Annotated in this window: 13 protein-coding genes; 8 read left to right on the top strand and 5 right to left on the bottom strand. The window is 61.1% G+C overall.

Translation table 11 applies throughout. The features are described from left to right. Positions 1-52 precede the first annotated feature (52 nt). The 8 genes from rplK (at position 53) to ASR47_RS23370 (ending at position 12,882) form a co-directional block, all read left to right on the top strand. On the top strand, positions 53-487 hold the full coding sequence (gene rplK, locus ASR47_RS23405; protein WP_034753131.1) for a 50S ribosomal protein L11: 435 nt from the start codon (positions 53-55) through the stop codon (positions 485-487). Continuing rightward, the gene (rplA, locus tag ASR47_RS23400) at positions 487-1,182 is read left to right on the top strand and encodes a 50S ribosomal protein L1 (RefSeq protein WP_065310183.1); all 696 of its coding nucleotides are present in this window, start codon (positions 487-489) and stop codon (positions 1,180-1,182) included. The genes rplK and rplA overlap by 1 nt, the downstream gene beginning before the upstream one ends. 318 nt (positions 1,183-1,500) lie before the next feature. Continuing rightward, positions 1,501-2,043, top strand: coding sequence for a 50S ribosomal protein L10 (gene rplJ, locus ASR47_RS23395; protein ID WP_029496119.1), 543 nt, complete (start codon positions 1,501-1,503; stop codon positions 2,041-2,043). Positions 2,044-2,110: 67 nt separating this feature from the next. Beyond that, on the top strand, positions 2,111-2,482 hold the full coding sequence (gene rplL, locus ASR47_RS23390) for a 50S ribosomal protein L7/L12 (RefSeq protein WP_010394320.1): 372 nt from the start codon (positions 2,111-2,113) through the stop codon (positions 2,480-2,482). 251 nt (positions 2,483-2,733) lie between these two features. After that, positions 2,734-6,840, top strand: a complete 4,107-nt coding sequence (gene rpoB, locus ASR47_RS23385; RefSeq protein WP_065310182.1) for a DNA-directed RNA polymerase subunit beta — start codon at positions 2,734-2,736, stop codon at positions 6,838-6,840. Between the two features lie 109 nt (positions 6,841-6,949). Beyond that, complete coding sequence (gene rpoC, locus ASR47_RS23380; protein WP_065310181.1) at positions 6,950-11,197, top strand: DNA-directed RNA polymerase subunit beta'; 4,248 nt, start codon at positions 6,950-6,952, stop codon at positions 11,195-11,197. Positions 11,198-11,360: 163 nt separating this feature from the next. Then, a complete protein-coding gene (locus ASR47_RS23375) occupies positions 11,361-11,969 on the top strand; it encodes a helix-turn-helix domain-containing protein (RefSeq protein ID WP_065310180.1) in 609 nt (202 codons plus the stop codon). A 73-nt stretch (positions 11,970-12,042) separates the two neighbouring features. Beyond that, the gene (locus ASR47_RS23370) at positions 12,043-12,882 is read left to right on the top strand and encodes an HDOD domain-containing protein (protein WP_065310179.1); all 840 of its coding nucleotides are present in this window, start codon (positions 12,043-12,045) and stop codon (positions 12,880-12,882) included. A 9-nt stretch (positions 12,883-12,891) separates the two neighbouring features. Here ASR47_RS23370 and ASR47_RS23365 read toward each other — a convergent pair whose 3' ends face one another. The 5 genes from ASR47_RS23365 to ASR47_RS23345 all read right to left on the bottom strand — a co-directional run bounded on the left by ASR47_RS23365 (position 12,892) and on the right by ASR47_RS23345 (position 19,480). Beyond that, positions 12,892-14,064, bottom strand: a complete 1,173-nt coding sequence (locus ASR47_RS23365; protein WP_065310178.1) for a zinc-dependent alcohol dehydrogenase — start codon at positions 14,062-14,064, stop codon at positions 12,892-12,894. Then, positions 14,061-15,185 carry an SRPBCC family protein gene (locus tag ASR47_RS23360; protein ID WP_171899024.1) on the bottom strand — a complete coding sequence of 375 codons (1,125 nt, stop codon included), beginning with the start codon at positions 15,183-15,185 and terminating at the stop codon, positions 14,061-14,063. Before ASR47_RS23360 ends, ASR47_RS23365 begins: the two co-directional genes overlap by 4 nt. Positions 15,186-15,307: 122 nt before the next feature. Further along, on the bottom strand, positions 15,308-17,110 hold the full coding sequence (locus tag ASR47_RS23355; protein WP_065310176.1) for a DUF885 domain-containing protein: 1,803 nt from the start codon (positions 17,108-17,110) through the stop codon (positions 15,308-15,310). A 118-nt stretch (positions 17,111-17,228) separates the two neighbouring features. Next, entirely contained in the window at positions 17,229-18,317 is a 1,089-nt protein-coding gene (locus ASR47_RS23350) for a M48 family metallopeptidase (protein WP_065310175.1), read from the bottom strand. Continuing rightward, positions 18,314-19,480, bottom strand: a complete 1,167-nt coding sequence (locus ASR47_RS23345; protein ID WP_065310174.1) for an HPP family protein — start codon at positions 19,478-19,480, stop codon at positions 18,314-18,316. The genes ASR47_RS23350 and ASR47_RS23345 overlap by 4 nt, the downstream gene beginning before the upstream one ends. Positions 19,481-19,495: the final 15 nt, after the last annotated feature.

The raw sequence follows: 19,495 nt of genomic DNA, 5'->3' as shown, positions 1-19,495 counted from the left end.
GCCAGGGTAGGATCGGCGGGGCGCTACTACTCAATCCAAGATAGGAGCCATCATGGCAAAGAAAATCATTGGTTTTATCAAGCTGCAAGTACCAGCTGGTAAAGCAAACCCATCCCCACCAATCGGTCCAGCTCTGGGTCAACGTGGCCTGAACATCATGGAATTCTGCAAAGCCTTCAATGCACAGACCCAGGGTCTGGAGCCAGGCATGCCGATTCCAGTCGTGATCACCGCATTTGCTGACAAGTCCTTCACCTTCGTGATGAAGACGCCGCCAGCAACCTACCTGATCAAAAAAGCTGCTGCGATCACCAAAGGTTCGCCGAAGCCACATACCGACAAAGTCGGTACGCTGACCCGCGCACAAGCTGAAGAAATCGCTAAATTGAAAACCCCTGATCTGACCGCTGCCGACATGGATGCTGCCGTACGCACCATCGCTGGTTCCGCACGTTCGATCGGTATCACGGTGGAAGGTGTTGTATAATGGCTAAGTTATCGAAACGTATCAAGGCTTTCAAAGCCAAAGTTGACCGTACCAAAGCGTACGAGTTCGACAACGCTGTCGCGCTGATCAAAGAGTGCGCCACCGCCAAGTTCAATGAATCGATCGACGTATCGGTACAACTGGGTGTTGATCCTAAGAAATCCGACCAAGTGGTTCGCGGCTCCGTCGTGCTGCCAGCTGGCACCGGCAAGACCGTGCGCGTGGCGGTATTCGCGTCGGGCGAAAAAGCGGAAGCGGCCAAAGCTGCTGGCGCCGACATCGTTGGTATGGAAGACCTTGCCGAGCAGATCAAAGCCGGCGACATGCCTTTCGACATCGTCATCGCTTCGCCAGATACCATGCGTATCGTTGGTACCCTGGGTCAGATCCTGGGCCCACGCGGCCTGATGCCTAACCCGAAGGTTGGCACTGTTACGCCTGACGTCGCTACCGCCGTGAAAAACGCGAAAGCCGGTCAAGTTCAGTACCGTACCGACAAATCCGGTATCATCCACGCGACCATCGGCCGTAAATCGTTCGCTGATGCAGATCTGAAATCGAATCTGGTCGCACTGATCGACGCGCTGAACAAAGCCAAGCCAGCATCGAGCAAAGGCGTGTACCTGCGCAAGGTTTCGCTGTCGTCGACCATGGGCGCTGGCGTCCGTGTTGACCAGGCCAGCCTGGCAGCTTAAGTAAAGAATCAAGTCCCGCGCGCCTTCGGGCGCCGCGGGCGCATCTTTGGGCTGTCGGTGGGGTGTTCGCACCATGCCGGCAGACAATCAAAGACCGTTGGGCCGACTGTGATCGCACATGCAGAAGGTTAATAGGCTGGCCGGCAACGGCCAGTGCCCAACGCAGATGGTGTACCCGAACAAGTTTTGTAGTCCTCATGCTGCGTGAATGTATCCGCTCAGTTTAGTACTTCTTGACTTCGGACGCCGTGTTCGAACCGATGCAAGGCGCTCAACCACTCGGTTGTGATCGCTGAACATCATTTAAGGAGGTTGACCGTGAGTCTCAATCTGAATGACAAAAAGGCCGTTGTCGCCGAAGTTTCCGCACAAGTAGCAAATGCGCAAACCATCGTCGTGGCCGAATATCGTGGCATCCAGGTTGGTCACTTGACGCAACTGCGTGCTAAAGCGCGTGCCCAAGGCGTGTACCTGCGTGTGTTGAAAAACACTCTGGCTCGTCGCTCCGTTGAAGGTACCGCATTCGCCAGCCTGGCAGATGCCATGACCGGCCCGTTGATCTACTCGATCTCGGCCGATGCCGTTGCAGCAGCTAAAGTCATCGCTGACTTCGCTAAAACCAACGACAAACTGGTCATCAAAGCAGGTAACTACGCAGGCAAGCCGCTGGATACAGCTGCTGTCACCGCGTTGGCGAGCATTCCTAGCCGTGAAGTCCTCATTTCGCAGTTGTTGGGCGTTATGCTGGCTCCGGTTTCGGGCTTTGCACGTGGTCTGGCTGCCCTGGCAGCGAAAAAAGGCGAAGGCGCCGAAGCTCCTGCAGAAGAAGCAGCAGCAGAAGAAGCCCCAGCAGCCGCTTAATTGCGCGCGCTTTTTTCTCTCAGTACCAATCTGATGTAACTAACGTAATAAATTTAGGAGTTTCAAAATGGCAATTAGCAAAGACGACATCCTGGAAGCAGTTAGCGCCATGTCCGTAATGGACCTGAACGACCTGGTCAAAGCTTTCGAAGAAAAATTCGGCGTATCGGCAGCAGCAATGGCTTCGGCCGGTCCTGCAGCAGGCCCAGCAGCAGCTGCTGAAGAGCAAACCGAATTCAACGTCATCCTGGACAGCTTCGGCGCAAACAAAGTTGGCGTCATTAAAGCAGTTCGCGAAATCACCGGCCTGGGCTTGAAAGAAGCTAAAGACCTGGTCGATGGCGCACCAAAAACTGTGAAAGAAGCAGTGTCGAAAGCTGACGCTGAAGCTGCACAGAAGAAACTGGTAGAAGCCGGCGCAACCGCTTCGATCAAGTAATATCTGTACCGGCGTCAGTTAGCGCCCGAGTCAAAGTCTGAGGTTTCCCCTCGCAAGGGGGGAAATCCGACTTTGGCTCCTTTGTCGTCTGTATCGTATTTGTAACACCGTCGTAGCCGCAGTTTTTATTCGATTCAAGCCGGAAAGCAGAGCCTTGAGGTTTCGTCTGTGTCACACGCAGCCGCGAATGTTGCAAATGAGCACTTGCAAAACCTGAATTTTCTATCCTTTCTGTCACTCACGGAGTGTCCATGCACTACTCATTTACTGAGAAGAAACGCATTCGCAAATCATTCGCGAAGCGCGCCAACGTTCACCACGTTCCGTTCCTGCTGGCGACCCAGCTCGAGTCTTATCATAGCTTCTTGCAAGAGGACATAGCACCGTCCGGCCGCAAGAACGATGGCCTGCAGTCGGCCTTCACTTCGATTTTCCCCATCGTGTCGCACAATGGTTTTGCGCGTCTCGAATTCTTGTCGTACGTCCTGGGCGATCCTGCCTTTGACGTCAAAGAATGTCAACAACGTGGCCTGACGTTCGCGTCGCCGCTGCGCGCGAAAGTGCGCCTGGTGATCCTGGACAAGGAATCGCCGACCAAGCCGGTCGTCAAGGAAATGAAGGAACAGGAAGTCTACATGGGCGAATTGCCGCTCATGACGACCACCGGTTCGTTTGTTATCAACGGCACCGAGCGGGTTATCGTTTCCCAGTTGCACCGCTCGCCAGGCGTGTTCTTCGAACACGACCGCGGCAAGACCCACTCGTCGGGCAAGCTGCTGTTCTCCGCGCGTATCATTCCTTACCGCGGCTCGTGGCTGGACTTCGAGTTCGACCCGAAAGACATCCTGTTCTTCCGCGTCGACCGCCGCCGCAAGATGCCTGTGACGATCCTGCTGAAAGCCATCGGCATGTCGCACGAGCAGATCCTGGCGAACTTCTTCGTGTTCGACAATTTCAACCTGCGCTCCGAGGGCGCGGAGATGGAATTCGTCGCCGAGCGTCTGCGCGGCGAAGTGGCGCGTTTCGACATCGTCGACAAGTCGGGCAAGACCCTGGTGCTGAAAGACAAGCGTATCAACGCGAAACACGTGCGTGATATCGAAGCTGCCGGCATCAAGCACATTTCCGTACCGGAAGACTACCTGCTGGGCCGCGTATTGGCGAAGAACATCGTCGATGGCGACACCGGTGAAGTGGTTGCGTCCGCGAACGATGAGCTGACCGAAGACCTGCTGGGCCGCCTGCGCGATGCCAACATTTCCGAAATCCAAACGTTGTACACCAACGACCTGGATCAGGGCGCATACATCTCGCAAACCCTGCGTATCGACGACACCGCCGACCAGATGGCCGCGAAAGTGGCGATCTACCGCATGATGCGTCCAGGCGAGCCGCCAACCGAAGACTCCGTGGAAGCGCTGTTCAACGGCCTGTTCTACAACTCGGACCGCTACGACCTGTCGGCCGTGGGCCGCATGAAGTTCAACCGCCGCATTGGCCGCGATGAACTGACCGGCGCCATGACCCTGTCGAACGACGACGTGCTGGCCGTGATCAAGATCCTGGTGGAACTGCGCAATGGCCGCGGCGAAGTCGACGATATCGATCACCTGGGTAACCGCCGCGTACGTTGCGTGGGCGAACTGGCCGAGAATCAATTCCGCGCCGGCCTGGTGCGTGTTGAACGCGCCGTCAAGGAACGCCTCGGCCAGGCCGAAGCGGACAACCTGATGCCGCACGACCTGATCAACTCGAAGCCGATTTCGGCCGCGATTCGCGAGTTCTTCGGTTCGTCCCAGCTGTCGCAGTTCATGGACCAAACCAATCCTTTGTCGGAAATTACCCACAAGCGCCGTGTATCGGCGCTGGGACCCGGCGGTCTGACACGCGAACGCGCCGGCTTTGAAGTGCGCGACGTGCATCCGACACACTACGGCCGCGTCTGCCCGATCGAGACACCGGAAGGTCCGAACATTGGTCTGATCAACTCGCTGGCGTTGTATGCCCGCCTGAATGAATACGGCTTCCTGGAAACCCCGTACCGCAAGGTCGAAGGCTCCAAGATCACCGACCAGATCGACTACCTGTCCGCCATCGAAGAAGGCCGCTACATCATCGCCCAGGCGAATGCGACCATCAGCGATGAAGGCACCTTGTCCGATGAACTGGTATCGGCCCGTGAAGCCGGCGAGACGATTCTGGTATCGCCAGAGCGCATCCAGTACATGGACGTGGCACCAGGCCAGATCGTGTCCGTCGCCGCCTCGCTGATTCCGTTCCTCGAACACGATGATGCGAACCGTGCATTGATGGGCGCCAACATGCAACGCCAGGCCGTGCCTTGCCTGCGTCCTGAAAAAGCGCTGGTCGGTACCGGTATCGAACGCACCGTGGCGGTCGACTCGGGCACCACCGTGCAGGCATTGCGTGGCGGTATCGTCGATTACATCGATGCGGGCCGTGTCGTGATTCGCGTCAACGATGACGAAGCGCAAGCTGGTGAAGTCGGCGTCGACATCTACAACCTGATCAAGTACACCCGTTCGAACCAGAACACCAACATCAACCAGCGTCCTATCGTGCAAGTGGGCGACCGTGTCGCCAAGCGCGACGTGATCGCCGATGGCGCATCGACCGACCTGGGCGAATTGGCGCTGGGCCAGAACATGACCGTGGCGTTCATGCCATGGAATGGTCTGAACTTCGAAGATTCGATCCTGATCTCGGAAAACGTCGTCAAGGACGACCGCTACACCTCGATTCACATCGAAGAGTTGTCGGTCGTTGCGCGTGATACGAAACTGGGCGCGGAAGAAATCACGCGCGACATCTCGAACCTGGCTGAAAACCAGCTGGCGCGTCTGGATGAGTCCGGTATCGTCTACATCGGCGCCGAAGTCCAGGCCGGTGATACCCTGGTCGGCAAAGTGACGCCTAAAGGCGAAACCCAGCTGACCCCGGAAGAGAAGCTGCTGCGCGCGATTTTCGGCGAAAAAGCTTCCGACGTGAAAGATACGTCGCTGCGCGTGCCGTCCGGCATGATCGGCACCGTGATCGACGTCCAGGTGTTTACCCGCGAAGGTATCGTGCGCGACAAGCGCGCCCAGCAGATTATCGATGACGAACTGAAACGTTTCCGCCTGGATCTGAACGACCAGATGCGTATCGTTGAAGGCGATGCCTTCCAGCGTCTGGAAAAGATGCTGATCGGCAAAGTTGTCAACGGCGGCCCTAAAAAGCTGGCCAAAGGCGCCAAGATCACCAAGGAATACCTGGATGATCTGGACAAATACCACTGGTTCGACATCCGCCCGGCGGACGACGATGCGGCGGTAGCGCTCGAAGCGATCAAGGAATCGATCAACGAGAAGCGTCACCAGTTCGATCTGGCCTTCGAAGAGAAGCGCAAGAAACTGACGCAAGGCGACGAGCTGCAACCAGGCGTGCAAAAAATGGTCAAGGTGTACCTGGCCGTGAAACGCCGCCTGCAGTCGGGCGACAAGATGGCGGGTCGCCACGGTAACAAGGGTGTGGTTTCCCGTATTGTTCCTGTGGAAGACATGCCATACATGGCCGACGGCACGCCAGCCGACGTGGTGCTGAACCCGCTGGGCGTTCCTTCGCGGATGAACGTTGGTCAGATTCTCGAGACTCACCTGGGCTGGGCTGCCAAGGGTCTGGGTATCCGCATCGGCGAAATGCTGAAGGCGCAAACCAAGGTCGAGCAAGTGCGCAAGTACCTGACCACGATCTACAACGACAATGGCCGCGCTGAAGACCTGGACAAGTTTGATGATGAAGAGATCATGAAGCTGGCCGAAAACCTGAAAAAGGGTGTGCCATTCGCCACGCCAGTATTTGACGGCGCCAATGAAGCCGAGATTCGCCGCATGCTGGACCTGGCGTATCCGGACGACATCGCCAAGAACCTGGGCATGACCGCCTCGAAAAACCAGGTGACCATGTATGACGGTCGCACTGGCGAAGCGTTCGAGCGCAAGGTCACGGTTGGCGTGATGCACATGCTGAAACTGCATCACCTGGTTGATGACAAGATGCACGCACGTTCCACCGGTCCTTACTCGCTGGTCACGCAACAGCCGCTGGGTGGTAAAGCCCAGTTCGGTGGTCAGCGCTTCGGTGAGATGGAAGTGTGGGCACTGGAAGCGTACGGCGCGTCGTATGTCTTGCAAGAGATGTTGACCGTCAAGTCCGATGACGTGAATGGCCGTACAAAAGTGTACGAAAACCTCGTCAAGGGCGACCACGTGATCGACGCCGGCATGCCGGAATCGTTCAACGTGCTGGTCAAGGAAATCCGTTCGCTGGGTATCGATATCGACCTCGAACGCAACTGAACGACAGCCATCTGTCATTTGGTGTGAGTAGTACAAAGCCCGGCTGGGAAACCATGCCGGGCAATGTAGTCTCAGGAATATAGAAATTTAATCACCTCTGGAGTGATACATGAAAGCACTGCTCGATCTATTCAAGCAAGTACAGACCAACGAGACCTTCGATGCAATCAAGATCGGTCTCGCTTCGCCTGAGAAAATCCGTTCGTGGTCCTACGGCGAAGTCAAAAAGCCGGAAACCATCAACTACCGTACCTTCAAGCCTGAACGCGATGGCCTGTTCTGCGCCAAGATCTTTGGCCCGATCAAGGACTACGAGTGCCTGTGCGGCAAGTACAAGCGCCTGAAACACCGCGGCGTGATCTGCGAAAAATGCGGCGTCGAAGTCACCTTGGCCAAGGTGCGCCGCGAGCGCATGGGCCACATCGAACTGGCCTCGCCGACCGCGCACATCTGGTTCCTGAAATCCCTGCCGTCGCGCCTGGGCATGGTGCTGGACATGACGTTGCGGGACATCGAACGCGTGCTGTACTTCGAAGCATACGTCGTCACCGATCCCGGCATGACCCCGCTGAAGAAGTGCCAGATCATGTCGGAAGACGACTACGCCGCCAAGTACGAAGAGTACGGCGACGACTTCACCGCCTTCATGGGCGCCGAAGGTATCCGTGAACTGCTGCGCTCGATCGACATCCACCGCGATGCCGAAACCCTGCGCGTGGAACTGAAGGAATCGAAGTCCGAAGCGAAGATCAAGAAATACGCCAAGCGCCTGAAAGTGCTGGAAGCGTTCCAGCGTTCGGGCATCAAGCCTGACTGGATGATCATGGAAGTGCTGCCGGTGCTGCCACCGGAATTGCGCCCATTGGTCCCGCTGGACGGTGGCCGTTTCGCGACCTCGGATCTGAACGATCTGTATCGCCGCGTGATCAACCGCAACAACCGCCTGAAACGCCTGATGGAGCTGCGCGCTCCGGAGATCATCACGCGCAACGAAAAGCGCATGCTGCAGGAAGCGGTCGACTCGCTGCTGGACAATGGCCGTCGCGGCAAAGCGATGACCGGCGCCAACAAGCGTCCGCTGAAGTCCCTGGCCGAGATGATCAAAGGCAAGGGCGGTCGTTTCCGTCAAAACTTGCTGGGCAAACGCGTCGATTACTCCGGTCGTTCGGTCATCGTGGTGGGCCCGCAATTGAAACTGCATCAGTGCGGCTTGCCGAAACTGATGGCGCTGGAACTGTTCAAGCCATTCATTTTCAATAAACTGGAACTGATGGGCCTGGCAACCACGATCAAGGCAGCCAAAAAGCTGGTCGAGATCCAGGAACCAGTCGTCTGGGACATCCTGGAAGACGTGATCCGTGAACATCCGATCATGCTGAACCGTGCGCCTACGCTGCACCGCCTCGGTATCCAGGCGTTCGAGCCGGTCCTGATCGAAGGCAAGGCCATCCAGCTGCACCCACTCGTCTGCGCGGCATTCAACGCCGACTTCGACGGTGACCAGATGGCGGTCCACGTTCCCCTGTCGATCGAAGCACAGATGGAAGCGCGCACGCTGATGCTGGCGTCGAACAACATCCTGTTCCCGTCGAACGGCGAACCGTCGATCGTGCCGTCGCAGGATATCGTGCTCGGTCTGTACTACGCCACGCGCGAAGCCATCAATGCCAAGAACGAAGGCATGATGTTCCCTGACGTGTCGGAAGTGATCCGCGCCTACGACAACAAGGAAGTCGAACTGACGACCCGCGTGACCGTGCGTATTACCGAATACCCGAAAAACGCGGAAACCGGCGAATTCGAAAAAACGGTGACCCGCTACGAGACCACCATCGGCCGTGCGATCCTGTCGGAAATCCTGCCGAAAGGCCTGCCTTTCTCGGTGCTCAATCGCGCACTGAAAAAGAAAGAAATTTCCAAGCTGATCAACACGTCGTTCCGCAAGTGCGGCCTGCGCGCCACCGTGGTGTTCGCAGACAAACTGATGCAATCGGGTTTCCGCCTGGCGACACGCGCCGGTATCTCGATCTGCGTCGACGACATGCTGGTACCGCCTCAAAAAGTCACCCTGATCGCGACGGCCGAATCGGAAGTCAAGCAGATCGAGCAGCAGTACGCATCGGGTCTGGTGACCGCCGGCGAGCGTTACAACAAGGTCGTCGATATCTGGGGCAAGACCTCGGACGAAGTCGGCAAGGCCATGATGGACCAGCTGAAAGTCGAAGACGTGATCCGCCGCGACGGCACCAAGTCGACGCAGGAATCGTTCAACGCCATTTACATGATGGCCGACTCCGGCGCGCGCGGTTCCGCCGCCCAGATTCGCCAGTTGGCCGGTATGCGTGGTCTGATGGCCAAACCGGATGGTTCGATTATCGAAACGCCGATTACCGCGAACTTCCGCGAAGGCCTGAACGTGTTGCAGTACTTCATTTCGACCCACGGCGCTCGTAAAGGTCTGGCCGATACGGCGCTGAAAACGGCTAACTCCGGTTACCTGACGCGCCGTCTGGTCGACGTGACGCAGGATCTGGTCGTGATCGAAGATGATTGCGGCACCATGAACGGCGCCCTGATGAAAGCGCTGGTCGAAGGCGGTGAAGTCATCGAGCCATTGCGTGACCGTATCCTCGGCCGCGTGACGGTGCACGATGTCGTCCATCCTGAATCGCAGGAAACGCTGTACGAAGCCGGCACGCTGATGGACGAAGACATGGTCGAAGAGATCGAACGTCTGTCGATCGACGAAGTCAAGGTCCGTACGCCACTGACTTGCGACACACGCTTCGGCCTGTGCGCCAAGTGCTATGGCCGTGATCTGGGCCGCGGCATGCTGGTCAACGCCGGCGAAGCCGTCGGTGTGGTGGCAGCGCAGTCGATTGGTGAGCCGGGTACCCAGCTGACCATGCGTACCTTCCACATTGGTGGTGCGGCGTCGCGTGCGGCAGTGGCATCGTCGGTGGAAGCGAAATCGAACGGCACCATCCGCTTCACGGCAACCATGCGTTACGTGACGAACGGCAAGGGCGCGCAAATCGTCATTTCCCGTTCCGGCGAAGTGCTGATCACCGACGACCATGGCCGTGAGCGCGAGCGTCACAAAGTGCCGTACGGCGCGACCCTGATCGTCAAGGACGGCATGGTCATCAAGGCCGGCACCGCCCTGGCGACATGGGATCCTTTGACCCGTCCGATCATTACCGAATACGCCGGTCAAGTGCGTTTCGAGAACGTCGAAGAAGGCGTCACCGTGGCCCGCCAGGTCGACGAAGTAACCGGTCTGTCCACCCTGGTGGCGATCGATGCGAAACGTCGTGGCTCGCTGACCAAGACCCTGCGTCCGCAAGTCAAGCTGATCAACGACGCGAACGAAGAAGTCAAGATCGCCGGCACCGAACATTCGGTGGCGATCGGCTTCCAGGTTGGCGCGCTGATCATGGTGAAAGACGGCCAGACGGTATCGGTCGGTGAAGTGCTGGCACGTATTCCAACCGAATCGCAAAAAACACGCGATATTACCGGTGGTCTGCCACGCGTGGCCGAGCTGTTCGAAGCCCGTTCCCCGAAAGACGCCGGCATGCTGGCCGAAGTCACGGGTACGGTTGCGTTCGGCAAGGAAACCAAGGGCAAGCAGCGTCTGGAAATCACGGACATGGACGGCAACAAGCACGAGTTCCTCATTACCAAGGACAAGCAAGTGCTGGTGCATGACGGCCAGGTCGTGAACAAGGGCGAGATGATCGTGGACGGCCCGGCCGATCCGCAAGACATCCTGCGCCTCTTGGGTATCGAAGCGCTGGCGCGTTACATCGTCGACGAAGTGCAGGACGTGTACCGTCTGCAAGGCGTGAAGATCAATGACAAGCACATCGAAGTGATCGTGCGTCAGATGCTGCGCCGCGTTCAGATCGTCAATGCCGGCGACACCAACTACATCGTTGGCGAGCAGGTGGAGCGTTCGGAACTGCTGGACGAGAACGATCGCATGGCGCAAGAGAACAAGATTCCTGCGACCTACGAGAACGTCTTGCTGGGTATTACCAAGGCATCGCTGTCGACCGATTCGTTTATCTCGGCCGCATCGTTCCAGGAAACCACCCGCGTGCTGACCGAAGCGGCGATCATGGGCAAGCGCGACGGTCTGCGCGGCCTGAAAGAGAACGTCATCGTCGGCCGCCTGATCCCTGGCGGTACGGGTCTGGCCTTCCACCGCGCACGCAAAGAGAAGGAAGCGTGGGAAGTGGAAGAGCGTCAAGCCCTGCTGCTGGCAGAAAAAGCCTCGATGGCTGGCGAAGCTGCCGAAGCGTTGCAGGACATCGAAACGCAGGCCCAGCATCACCACGGCGACGAAGCGTAACACTAGCTGCTAGCTGACAAGAACGGCACCAGGGAGTCATCTCTGGTGCCGTTTTTTTTCGTCCGCAGTGTTTGCGGAACAAGCTGACGTCTGTGGGAACATTAACAAGTCGGGCTAGCCTTTCCACGCCAGTTTCCAGCGTGCTCGTGCTAAGATCTGGCACATGATTGCCCAAGCCCTGTTCACTCCCGCCCAGCAAAAGCTGCTGGGCCTGCTGTTTGTCCGCGTCAATGAAGGTTTTCATCTGAACGAGATCATGCGCCTGACCGGGCTGGGCAGTGCGTCGGCGCAGCGCGAGTTGCGGCGGCTGCATGAGGCGGGGTTGATCACGTCCGAGCGCATCGGCAATGTGCGGCGCTTCTGGCCGAACAAGGAGAGCCTGGTGTATCCCGAGTTGAGCGTGCTGGTGCAAAAGACCTTCGGCCTGGTGGGGGTGCTCAGCAGTACCCTGGCGCCGCTGCGTGCCGAACTGCAGCTGGCCTTTGTCTATGGCGCGACAGCCAAGGGGCAGGACCTGCCCGGCAGCGCCATCGATGTGCTGCTGGTGGCCGATGTGGCCAATTATGGCGATTTGTTGACGCGATTAGGGCCGGCCGAGCGAACCTTGCGCCGTAAAATCAATCCGAATCTGTATACCCTGCTTGACTACCAGCGCCGGCTGCGCGAAGGCCAGCCGTTCCTGCTGCAGGTATTGCAACAGCCCAAGCTGTTTGTGATCGGCGATGAAACGAATCTGCAGGCCATCTCGGCGCCGGAAGCCAGCGCCGGCTGATCGAAGCGTCGACACGACGTTTCTGCGATAAAGTTACCATACGCAAATAATCTCGGAGGCGGATGATTGCATCATGAATAAACTACAGGCATTCGGTTTGATTGTTTCCCAGGCGGTGCGCGGTGAACTGGTGTTTCCCACCAGCGTCAATTCCGCGCTGCACTTGCAACTGGCGCTGGCCGAACCCGATTGCCATATTGATCATGCGATCAAACTGGTGCTGGCCGAACCCTTGCTGGCGGCGCGTACCGTCGCCCTGGCCAACTCAGCCGTCTACAGCCGCGGCGATGCGCGGCCCGTCACCAGCGTGCGCGCCGCCGTCATGCGCATGGGTTACCGCAATCTGTATTCGCTGGTGGCGGCGATGGTGGTGCGCCAGTTCGGCAGCAAGATCGTCGACCCGGTATTGCGCCACAAGGCGGCCCAGCTGTGGGAACATACGGCGCACGTGGCTGCGCTGGCCCATGTGATCGCGCGCCGCGTCACGCACGTCGATGCCGACACGGCCCTGTTCGCCGGCATCGTGCACGAAGTCGGTGGCTTCTACCTGCTGTCGCGCGCCGATGAATTTCCCGGCCTGCTGGACGAAGACGACGAGCAGTGGCTGGAATCGGCCGAAGAGATCATTTCGCGCGAAGTCATGAAAAAGCTGCTGATACCGCTGCCCGTCAGCGACGCCATCGAAGGCCTGCGCGACGGCTTGCTGGCAATTCCGCCCGATTCCCTGCTCGACACCCTGCTGCTGGCCAAGCAGCTGGCGCCGGTACCGTCGCCGCTGCAAACGACCTTTATTGAAATGCTCACGCCGTCCGATTCCGTGATCGACTTCATCATCGACAATGAGACGCTACAAAGCATCCTCGCGGAATCGGGCGAAGAGGTGCGCTCGATGAGCGCCGCTCTTCTGGTATAAACAACGTGCTCAGCCTGGGTGCATCACCACCTTGATGCATTGCTCCTGCTTTTTCTGGAAGATTTCATAGCCATGCGGCGCCTCATCCAGGCTCAGGTGGTGCGAGATGATGGCGGCCGGATTGAACTGGCCGCGCTGTATGCGCTCCAGCAGCGGCTGCAGGTAGCGCTGCACATGGGTTTGCCCGGTCCGTATGGTCAGCGAGCGGTTCATCGCCGAGCCGAAGGGAAACTTGTCGCTGAAGCCGCCATACACGCCGGCCACCGACACCACGCCGCCATTGCGGCAGCTCATCAAGGCTTCGCGCAGGGCGATGGGGCGGTCCGATTCCAGTTTCAGGGTCTGCTTGAGGCGGTCGTAGACCTGGCCGATGCCGGCGCCATGCGCTTCCATGCCGACCGCGTCGATGCACGCGTCGGGACCGCGCCCGCCGGTCATTTCGCGCAGCGCGTCGGGTACGTCGACTTCTTCGAAGTGCAGGGTTTCCGCGCCCGACAGTTCACGCGCCATGCGTAGCCGCTCGGGCTGGCGGTCGATGGCGATCACGCGCTCGGCGCCCAGCAAAAAGGCGCTCTGGATGGCAAACTGGCCGACCGGGCCGCAACCCCACACCGCCACCACCTGTCCCGGCTTGATGTCGCAGGCCTCGGCCGCCATATAGCCGGTCGGCAGGATATCGGACAGGAACAGCACTTCTTCATCCTTCAGTTCGGCCGGTATGCTGATCGGGCCGACATCGGCATAGGGCACGCGCACGAACTCGGCCTGGCCGCCCGCATAGCCGCCCGTCAGGTGCGAATAGCCGAAGATGCCGGCGCCCGCATGGCCCCACATTTTCTCGGCCAGATAGGCGTTGGGATTCGAGTTTTCGCACACGGAAAACAGCTGCTGCTCGCAAAAGAAGCACTGGCCGCAGGCGATCGGGAACGGCACCACCACCCGCTCGCCCACCGTCAGCTTGCTCACGCCAGCGCCCAGCGCCACCACTTCGCCCATGAATTCATGGCCGAGGATATCGCCTTGCTCCATGGCCGGCACGACGCCGTTGTACAGGTGCAGGTCGGAGCCGCAAATGGCGGTGGAACTGACCTTGATGATGGCGTCGCGCGGATTGAGGATGGTGGGATCGGGCACTTGCTCGACCCGCACGTCGCGCTTGCCGTGCCAGCAGGTGGCTTTCATGGGTGCTCTCCTGGTGAGGTTGCTGACGCGGTTGGGGCGGCGCCATTGGCGGCCTTGACCGTCTTGTGCAGCAGCCGCGCCTTGAGGCTGCGCTTGCCGCTGGGCTGGCCTTCGGTGGTGGCCACTTCGCCCGTTTCCATCCACTGCTTGAAGCGGCGCAAGGTCATTTCGAGCTTGTAGGCGGGCCCCTCGCTGAACAGCTGGCCGACGGCCGTGCCGACCTTGCCGGCCGGCGGGCGCATGTGCAGGTGCAGGGTCACCACCGTGCCGCGCCCGCCAGGCGCCGGCGAGAATTCCAGCGCCCCCGTTTCATCGTGGTTTTCCTCGGCGCGCCAGTCCAGGCGCTTGCCCGGTTCCTCGCGCGTCAGTTCGCCCGTCCATACGCCCTCGGCGCTGTGCCAGCGCGAACGGCGCGCGTCGAGCACCTGCACCGATTGCAGGCCGGGCATGAAACGCGGCAGGTTTTCCAGGCTGCGCCAGGCCTGGTAGCAGTCTTCGGCCGAGCGGTTGACGATCACGCTTTTTTGCATGGCCAGGCCGCTTTCGCCGGGCGCGGGCAGCTCGCTGAGCTTGCGCGGCGCCAGCTGCACGCTGGCGATATAGTCGATGGCGGCAACACCGGCCACCAGCGCCGCCGCCGTCGCCAGGCGCGAGCGCACATGGCGCGGGCTGGCCATGGCCACGCCCAGCAGCGACAGGTCCATGGCGTCGCCGGCCACGCGCGACCAGCGCCAGGCCGGCGGCGTGTCCTGGCGCAGCAAGCCGATGCCGCTGGCCAGTTCGCGTACGCCGATGGCGCGTATCAGCAACGGCGAGACGTTGTTCAGGCCGCTGGCGCGCGCCACGCTGCGCGGCGCCAGCAATTGCGCCAGGCCCAGCGCGATGCTGAACCAGCCCAGCGCATTGCCCAGCAGTTGCGGCCGCTGGCGGCCCTCGCCGGGCAGGCGCCGGTGCGCGCGGCCGTCGGGCTGGTCGCGCGCGCTGGTGTAATGGAGCAGGGCGCCGGTGCCGCTGTCGCTGTCGTCGGCGTGCGCATCGGCGTTGCCGTCGCGCAGGTTCGGTATCGGCCGCCAGTTCGATGGGCGCGTGGTGGCGCCGTCGCTCTTGCCTTCGCTTTGCATGCTGCCTCCCATGAAGATGGAAGTTAGGCACGGCCAGGCGCCATCGGTTCCTGGCGCCGTGACCGGCAGCATACTTTTCTGGCAGTGCGCTGCGTTGCGTCAAATGAACGCAGCGCCGTGGCTTAGTGTTGCTGCGCGATCCAGCGGTCGACCTTGGCTTCCAGCAGGGTCAGCGGCAGGGTGCCGTCGCCCAGCACCACCTCATGGAATTTCGGCAGGCTGAACTTGTCACCCAGCGCCGCTTGCGCGCGCTGGCGCAGTTCGATGATTTTCAGCGCGCCGATCTTGTAGCCCAGCGCCTGGCCCGGCCACGCCATATAGCGTTCCGTCTCGCTTTTCGCCACCGCGTCGTAGCCCAGGGTGTCGCGCATGTACTTGATGGTCTGCTCGCGCGTCCAGCCCTTGGTGTGCAGACCGGTGTCGACCACCAGGCGCACCGCGCGCAGCATTTCGTCGTTCAGGTGGCCAAAGTATTGCGCCGGATCGTCGAACAGGCCCATTTCCTTGCCCAGGGTTTCAGCGTACAGGGCCCAGCCTTCCGTAAAGGCATTGTTGCCGCCGAAACGGCGGAAGTTCGGCAAGTCCATTTCCTGCACCAGCGCCAGGTGGAAATGGTGGCCCGGCTTGCCTTCGTGCAGGAACAAGGTGGTCATGCCGGTGTCGCCATACAGTTTCGGGTCCGTCACCACCGACCAGAATACGCCCGGGCGCGAGCCGTCGGCAGCTGGCGCCGTGTAGTGGTCGGCCGCCGTGTCGCGGCTCAGTTCGGGTTCCAGGCGCAGGTCCAGCGGCGCTTTCGGCACCAGCGTAAACAGGGCCGGCAATTTGGTATCGAGCAGCACGTTCAGCTTGCGGTACACATCGAGCACTTCCTGGTCGGTCTTGAACGGCCGGTATTTCACCTGTTCCGAGACCCACACCGGCAGGCCGGCGGCCGGGCCCGTGTAACCCATTTTCGGGCCGACTATCGCGTACTGGCCCTGGATGCGCGCCACTTCCTTCAGGCCGATGGCGTGGATCTGTTCCGGTTTCAAACTGGTGGTGGTGCCGGACGCCACGCGCGCCTGGTACCAGGCGGCGCCGTCGGGCAGGGCGCTCCAGCCGCTGCTGGCGCGGCCGGCCGGCAGGTACTCGGTTTCCATGAAGGTGGCAAGGCGCTGCAGGGCCGGCATCAGCCTGGCGCCGACGACCTCGGCATAGCCTTGCGTCAGGCGCGTCTTGTCGGCCTCATCGAAGCCGGCCGGCAGGTTCTTGACGGGCGTGTAATACACGCTGTCCTGCGGCGTGGCGCTGACCAGTTTCTTAAATTGCGGCAGGGCGGACTCGATCAGCGCTTTCGGCAGCACGATCTTCTTCTGCATGCCGGTGCGCATATTGGCGATCGCCTGGTCGATCCAGCCGGGCAGCTGGTTCAGGCGGCTCAGGTAGGCGTCGTACTGCTTGACGGTGGTCAAGGGCTGCGACGCTTCGCCACCCGCGTAATTGGCCAGGGTAACGGGCATGCTGTCCATCTGGTTCAGGGGCAGCAGGTATTCGGGGAAACGCTCGAACGACAGGGCGGTCGCCAGTTCGTAGTCGAGGATGTCGTAGTTGATCTGGTCATGCTGCGACAACTGCTTGCGGGAAATTGCGCGCAAGCTCTTCTGGTACTGGCGGTACAGGGCAAACTGTCTGGCGCGCGCGGCCGGCACGATGGCCGAACCGAGCTGGTCGTCAAAACGGTTGTCGCCGCTCTCGGTGGCGTTGATGGGCTCGAAACGGGCCAGGGCATCGTAATACTGGTCGGCCACGACTTGCAAGGCTTGCCTGGCTTGCGGCGCACTGACGGCCACAGGCTGGGCAGCGGACCGGGCCGCTTGCGACAGCGGCGCAAAGACCAGCAACAGGGAGGCGGCGAGGGTGCCGAGAGCGTAACGATGCTTCATGCGCGAGATCCTTGGTAAGGAGAACAGGAATGGGATGACCATGGGATGGCGATCAGTGGCCGGGGCGTAAGCATACGCCATCGTTCAACTCGCTTGCAGGAAATCTTGCGCCGCTTGGCTACTTGTCGGCGGGAGGCAAGGCCGCTTTCATGGCCCGCCAATGGCTGCTGCTCAATGGCAGGCAGTCCATGCAGGGTGTGGCCTCGATCAGGGCCGTGACGCGCTGCACGCGCGCCGCCGTTTGCGGATGCGACGATATCCAGCCCGGCGCCTGCGCCTTGCCCTGGTCGTCCTTGCCCAGCTTCCGGAAAAACGCCAGCATGCCGTCGGGGCGGATGCGGGCGCGCTGCAAGGCTTGCACGCCGAGCCGGTCCGCTTCTTCTTCCATATCGCGGCTGAAATACATGGTGCCGGCCTGGTGCGCCAGCATGGCGGCCACGGCGCTGATATCGCCGAGGGTCACGGCCACCAGCGCACCCCAGCCAAGGCTGGTGATCATCTGCCGCAGCGAGTGGCGCTGTTCCACGTGCTGCACTTCATGCGCCAGCACGCCGGCCAGCTCACCGGGGCTGGCGGCCTGGCGCAGCAAGCCCGTGTGCACGACGATGATGCCGCCCGGCATGGCGAACGCGTTGACGCTGTCGTCCTGCCTGACGAACCAGCGGTACTGGTAGCGCGAGCCTGCCGTCAGGCGCTGGCCGATCTCCTGCACCGTCTGCTGCGCCGCGCCGCTGGCGGCCAGGCTGCCCTGGGCGCGCACCTGCGCCAGCGCCAGCTCGCCCAGTTGCTTTTCCGTCGACAGCGGGATCAGGCCGGCCAGCGCGCCGATGGCATTGCTGCCTTGCCACCAGAACAAGGCACCGGCCAGCAGCGCCGCAGCCGACAGGCCGGCCAGCCAGGCCGACACCTGCCGCCGGTTCTGCTTGCGCTCGCGCCACGGTTGCTGCAGCGATGGCTGCAAGGAAGCCGGCGCCTGCTGCAGCACGGTGGCGATATCGCCGGGCGCCAGCGGTTTGAGCGACGCCTGCCGGCCCTGCGCATCAAGCCAGTTCAGGAACAACTCGGGCTGTTCCATGCCGCCGACGCTGACGATGATGTCGCCGGCGTCCACGCGGGTGTCGCCGGCCACCAGCGTCGCGCCAAAAAAATGCGCGCTGACGGGCACGCTGCCCGCCGCACTGGCAAGCACGGCGTCGAAGGTGTTCATGCCGCCGCCTCGGCAAAACGCGTTTCATACAGCGCCGCCATCAGGTCGGACTGGCTGATGATGCCGGCCAGCCGATCTTGGTCGTCAAGTATCGGAATATGGTGATAGCCGGCGTCGGCCATCAGCGGCACCAGGTCGATGATGGGCGTGCCCAGGCGCGCCGCATGCGGCTTGTGCGTCATCAGCTGGCCCACCACCTCCGGACGCTCCGTGTGCGACAGGCCGCTGCGCTGCAAGATGGCGCGCAGGCGATGGCGCATGCCCTCGTAATCGTCGAGGCCGCCATGGCGCAAGAAGTCGGTCTGCGTGATGATGCCGATCACGCGGCGCGCGCGGTTGAGCACCGGCAGGGCGCCGATATCGTGCTGGCGCATGGTGCGCCAGGCTTCGTCCAGCGGCGTGCCGAATTCGACATGCAATACATCCTTCGACATGATGTCGGCACAGGTCACGACGCCGAAGCGGCGCTGCCAGGCGCGCAGTTCCGTTTGCAAAAAGATCGCCTGCAGGTCGTCGCGGCTGATGTCGAGCACCTCGCTGTGCTGGCGCAGCACGGCGTCGAGGTCGTCGGCCGTAAAGCCCAGGCGCGCGCTTGGCACCTCGTCGTCGGTGGCATGCGGATGGGCCGGCGCCAGCTGCTGGCTGTGCGGATAGCGGCGTCCCGTCAGGTTGTTGTACAGCACGGCGCAGGCGACCAGGATGGCGGAGTTGAACAGCACGGTCACGAAGACGAATTCAAAGCCGGCCGCATGCACGCTGGCGCCGCCAACCACCGTCGTCAAGGCCACCGCGCCGCCCGGCGGATGCAGGCAGCGCAGCGCGAACATGGCGGCGATCGCCAGGCAGGCGGCCAGCGCCGCCACGCCCACGCCAGGGCCGAACCATTTGACGCAGGCCGCGCCCATCAGGCCGGACACCACATTGCCGCCCACCACCGACCACGGCTGGGCCAGCGGGCTGGCGGGCAGGCAGAACAGCAAGACGGCGGAGGCGCCCATGGGCGCGATCAGATAGATGCTGGCGCTGTTCGGGGCCAGCAGGAAATGGCAGGTCACGCCGGTGAGCAGCAGGCCGCAGATGGCGCCGGCGCAGGCGCGCAATTGTTCGCGGCGGCTGCCATTGTTCGGTTGCGGCAGCCAGCGTGCCAGGAAAGAAGTCGTCATGGTGGGGAGGGCGCG

Source organism: Janthinobacterium psychrotolerans (assembly GCF_001677885.1).
GTDB classification, from domain to species: domain Bacteria; phylum Pseudomonadota; class Gammaproteobacteria; order Burkholderiales; family Burkholderiaceae_D; genus Janthinobacterium; species Janthinobacterium psychrotolerans.
Note: the sequence above shows the minus strand (reverse complement) of the source record. Positions and strands in the feature narration are given on the sequence as shown.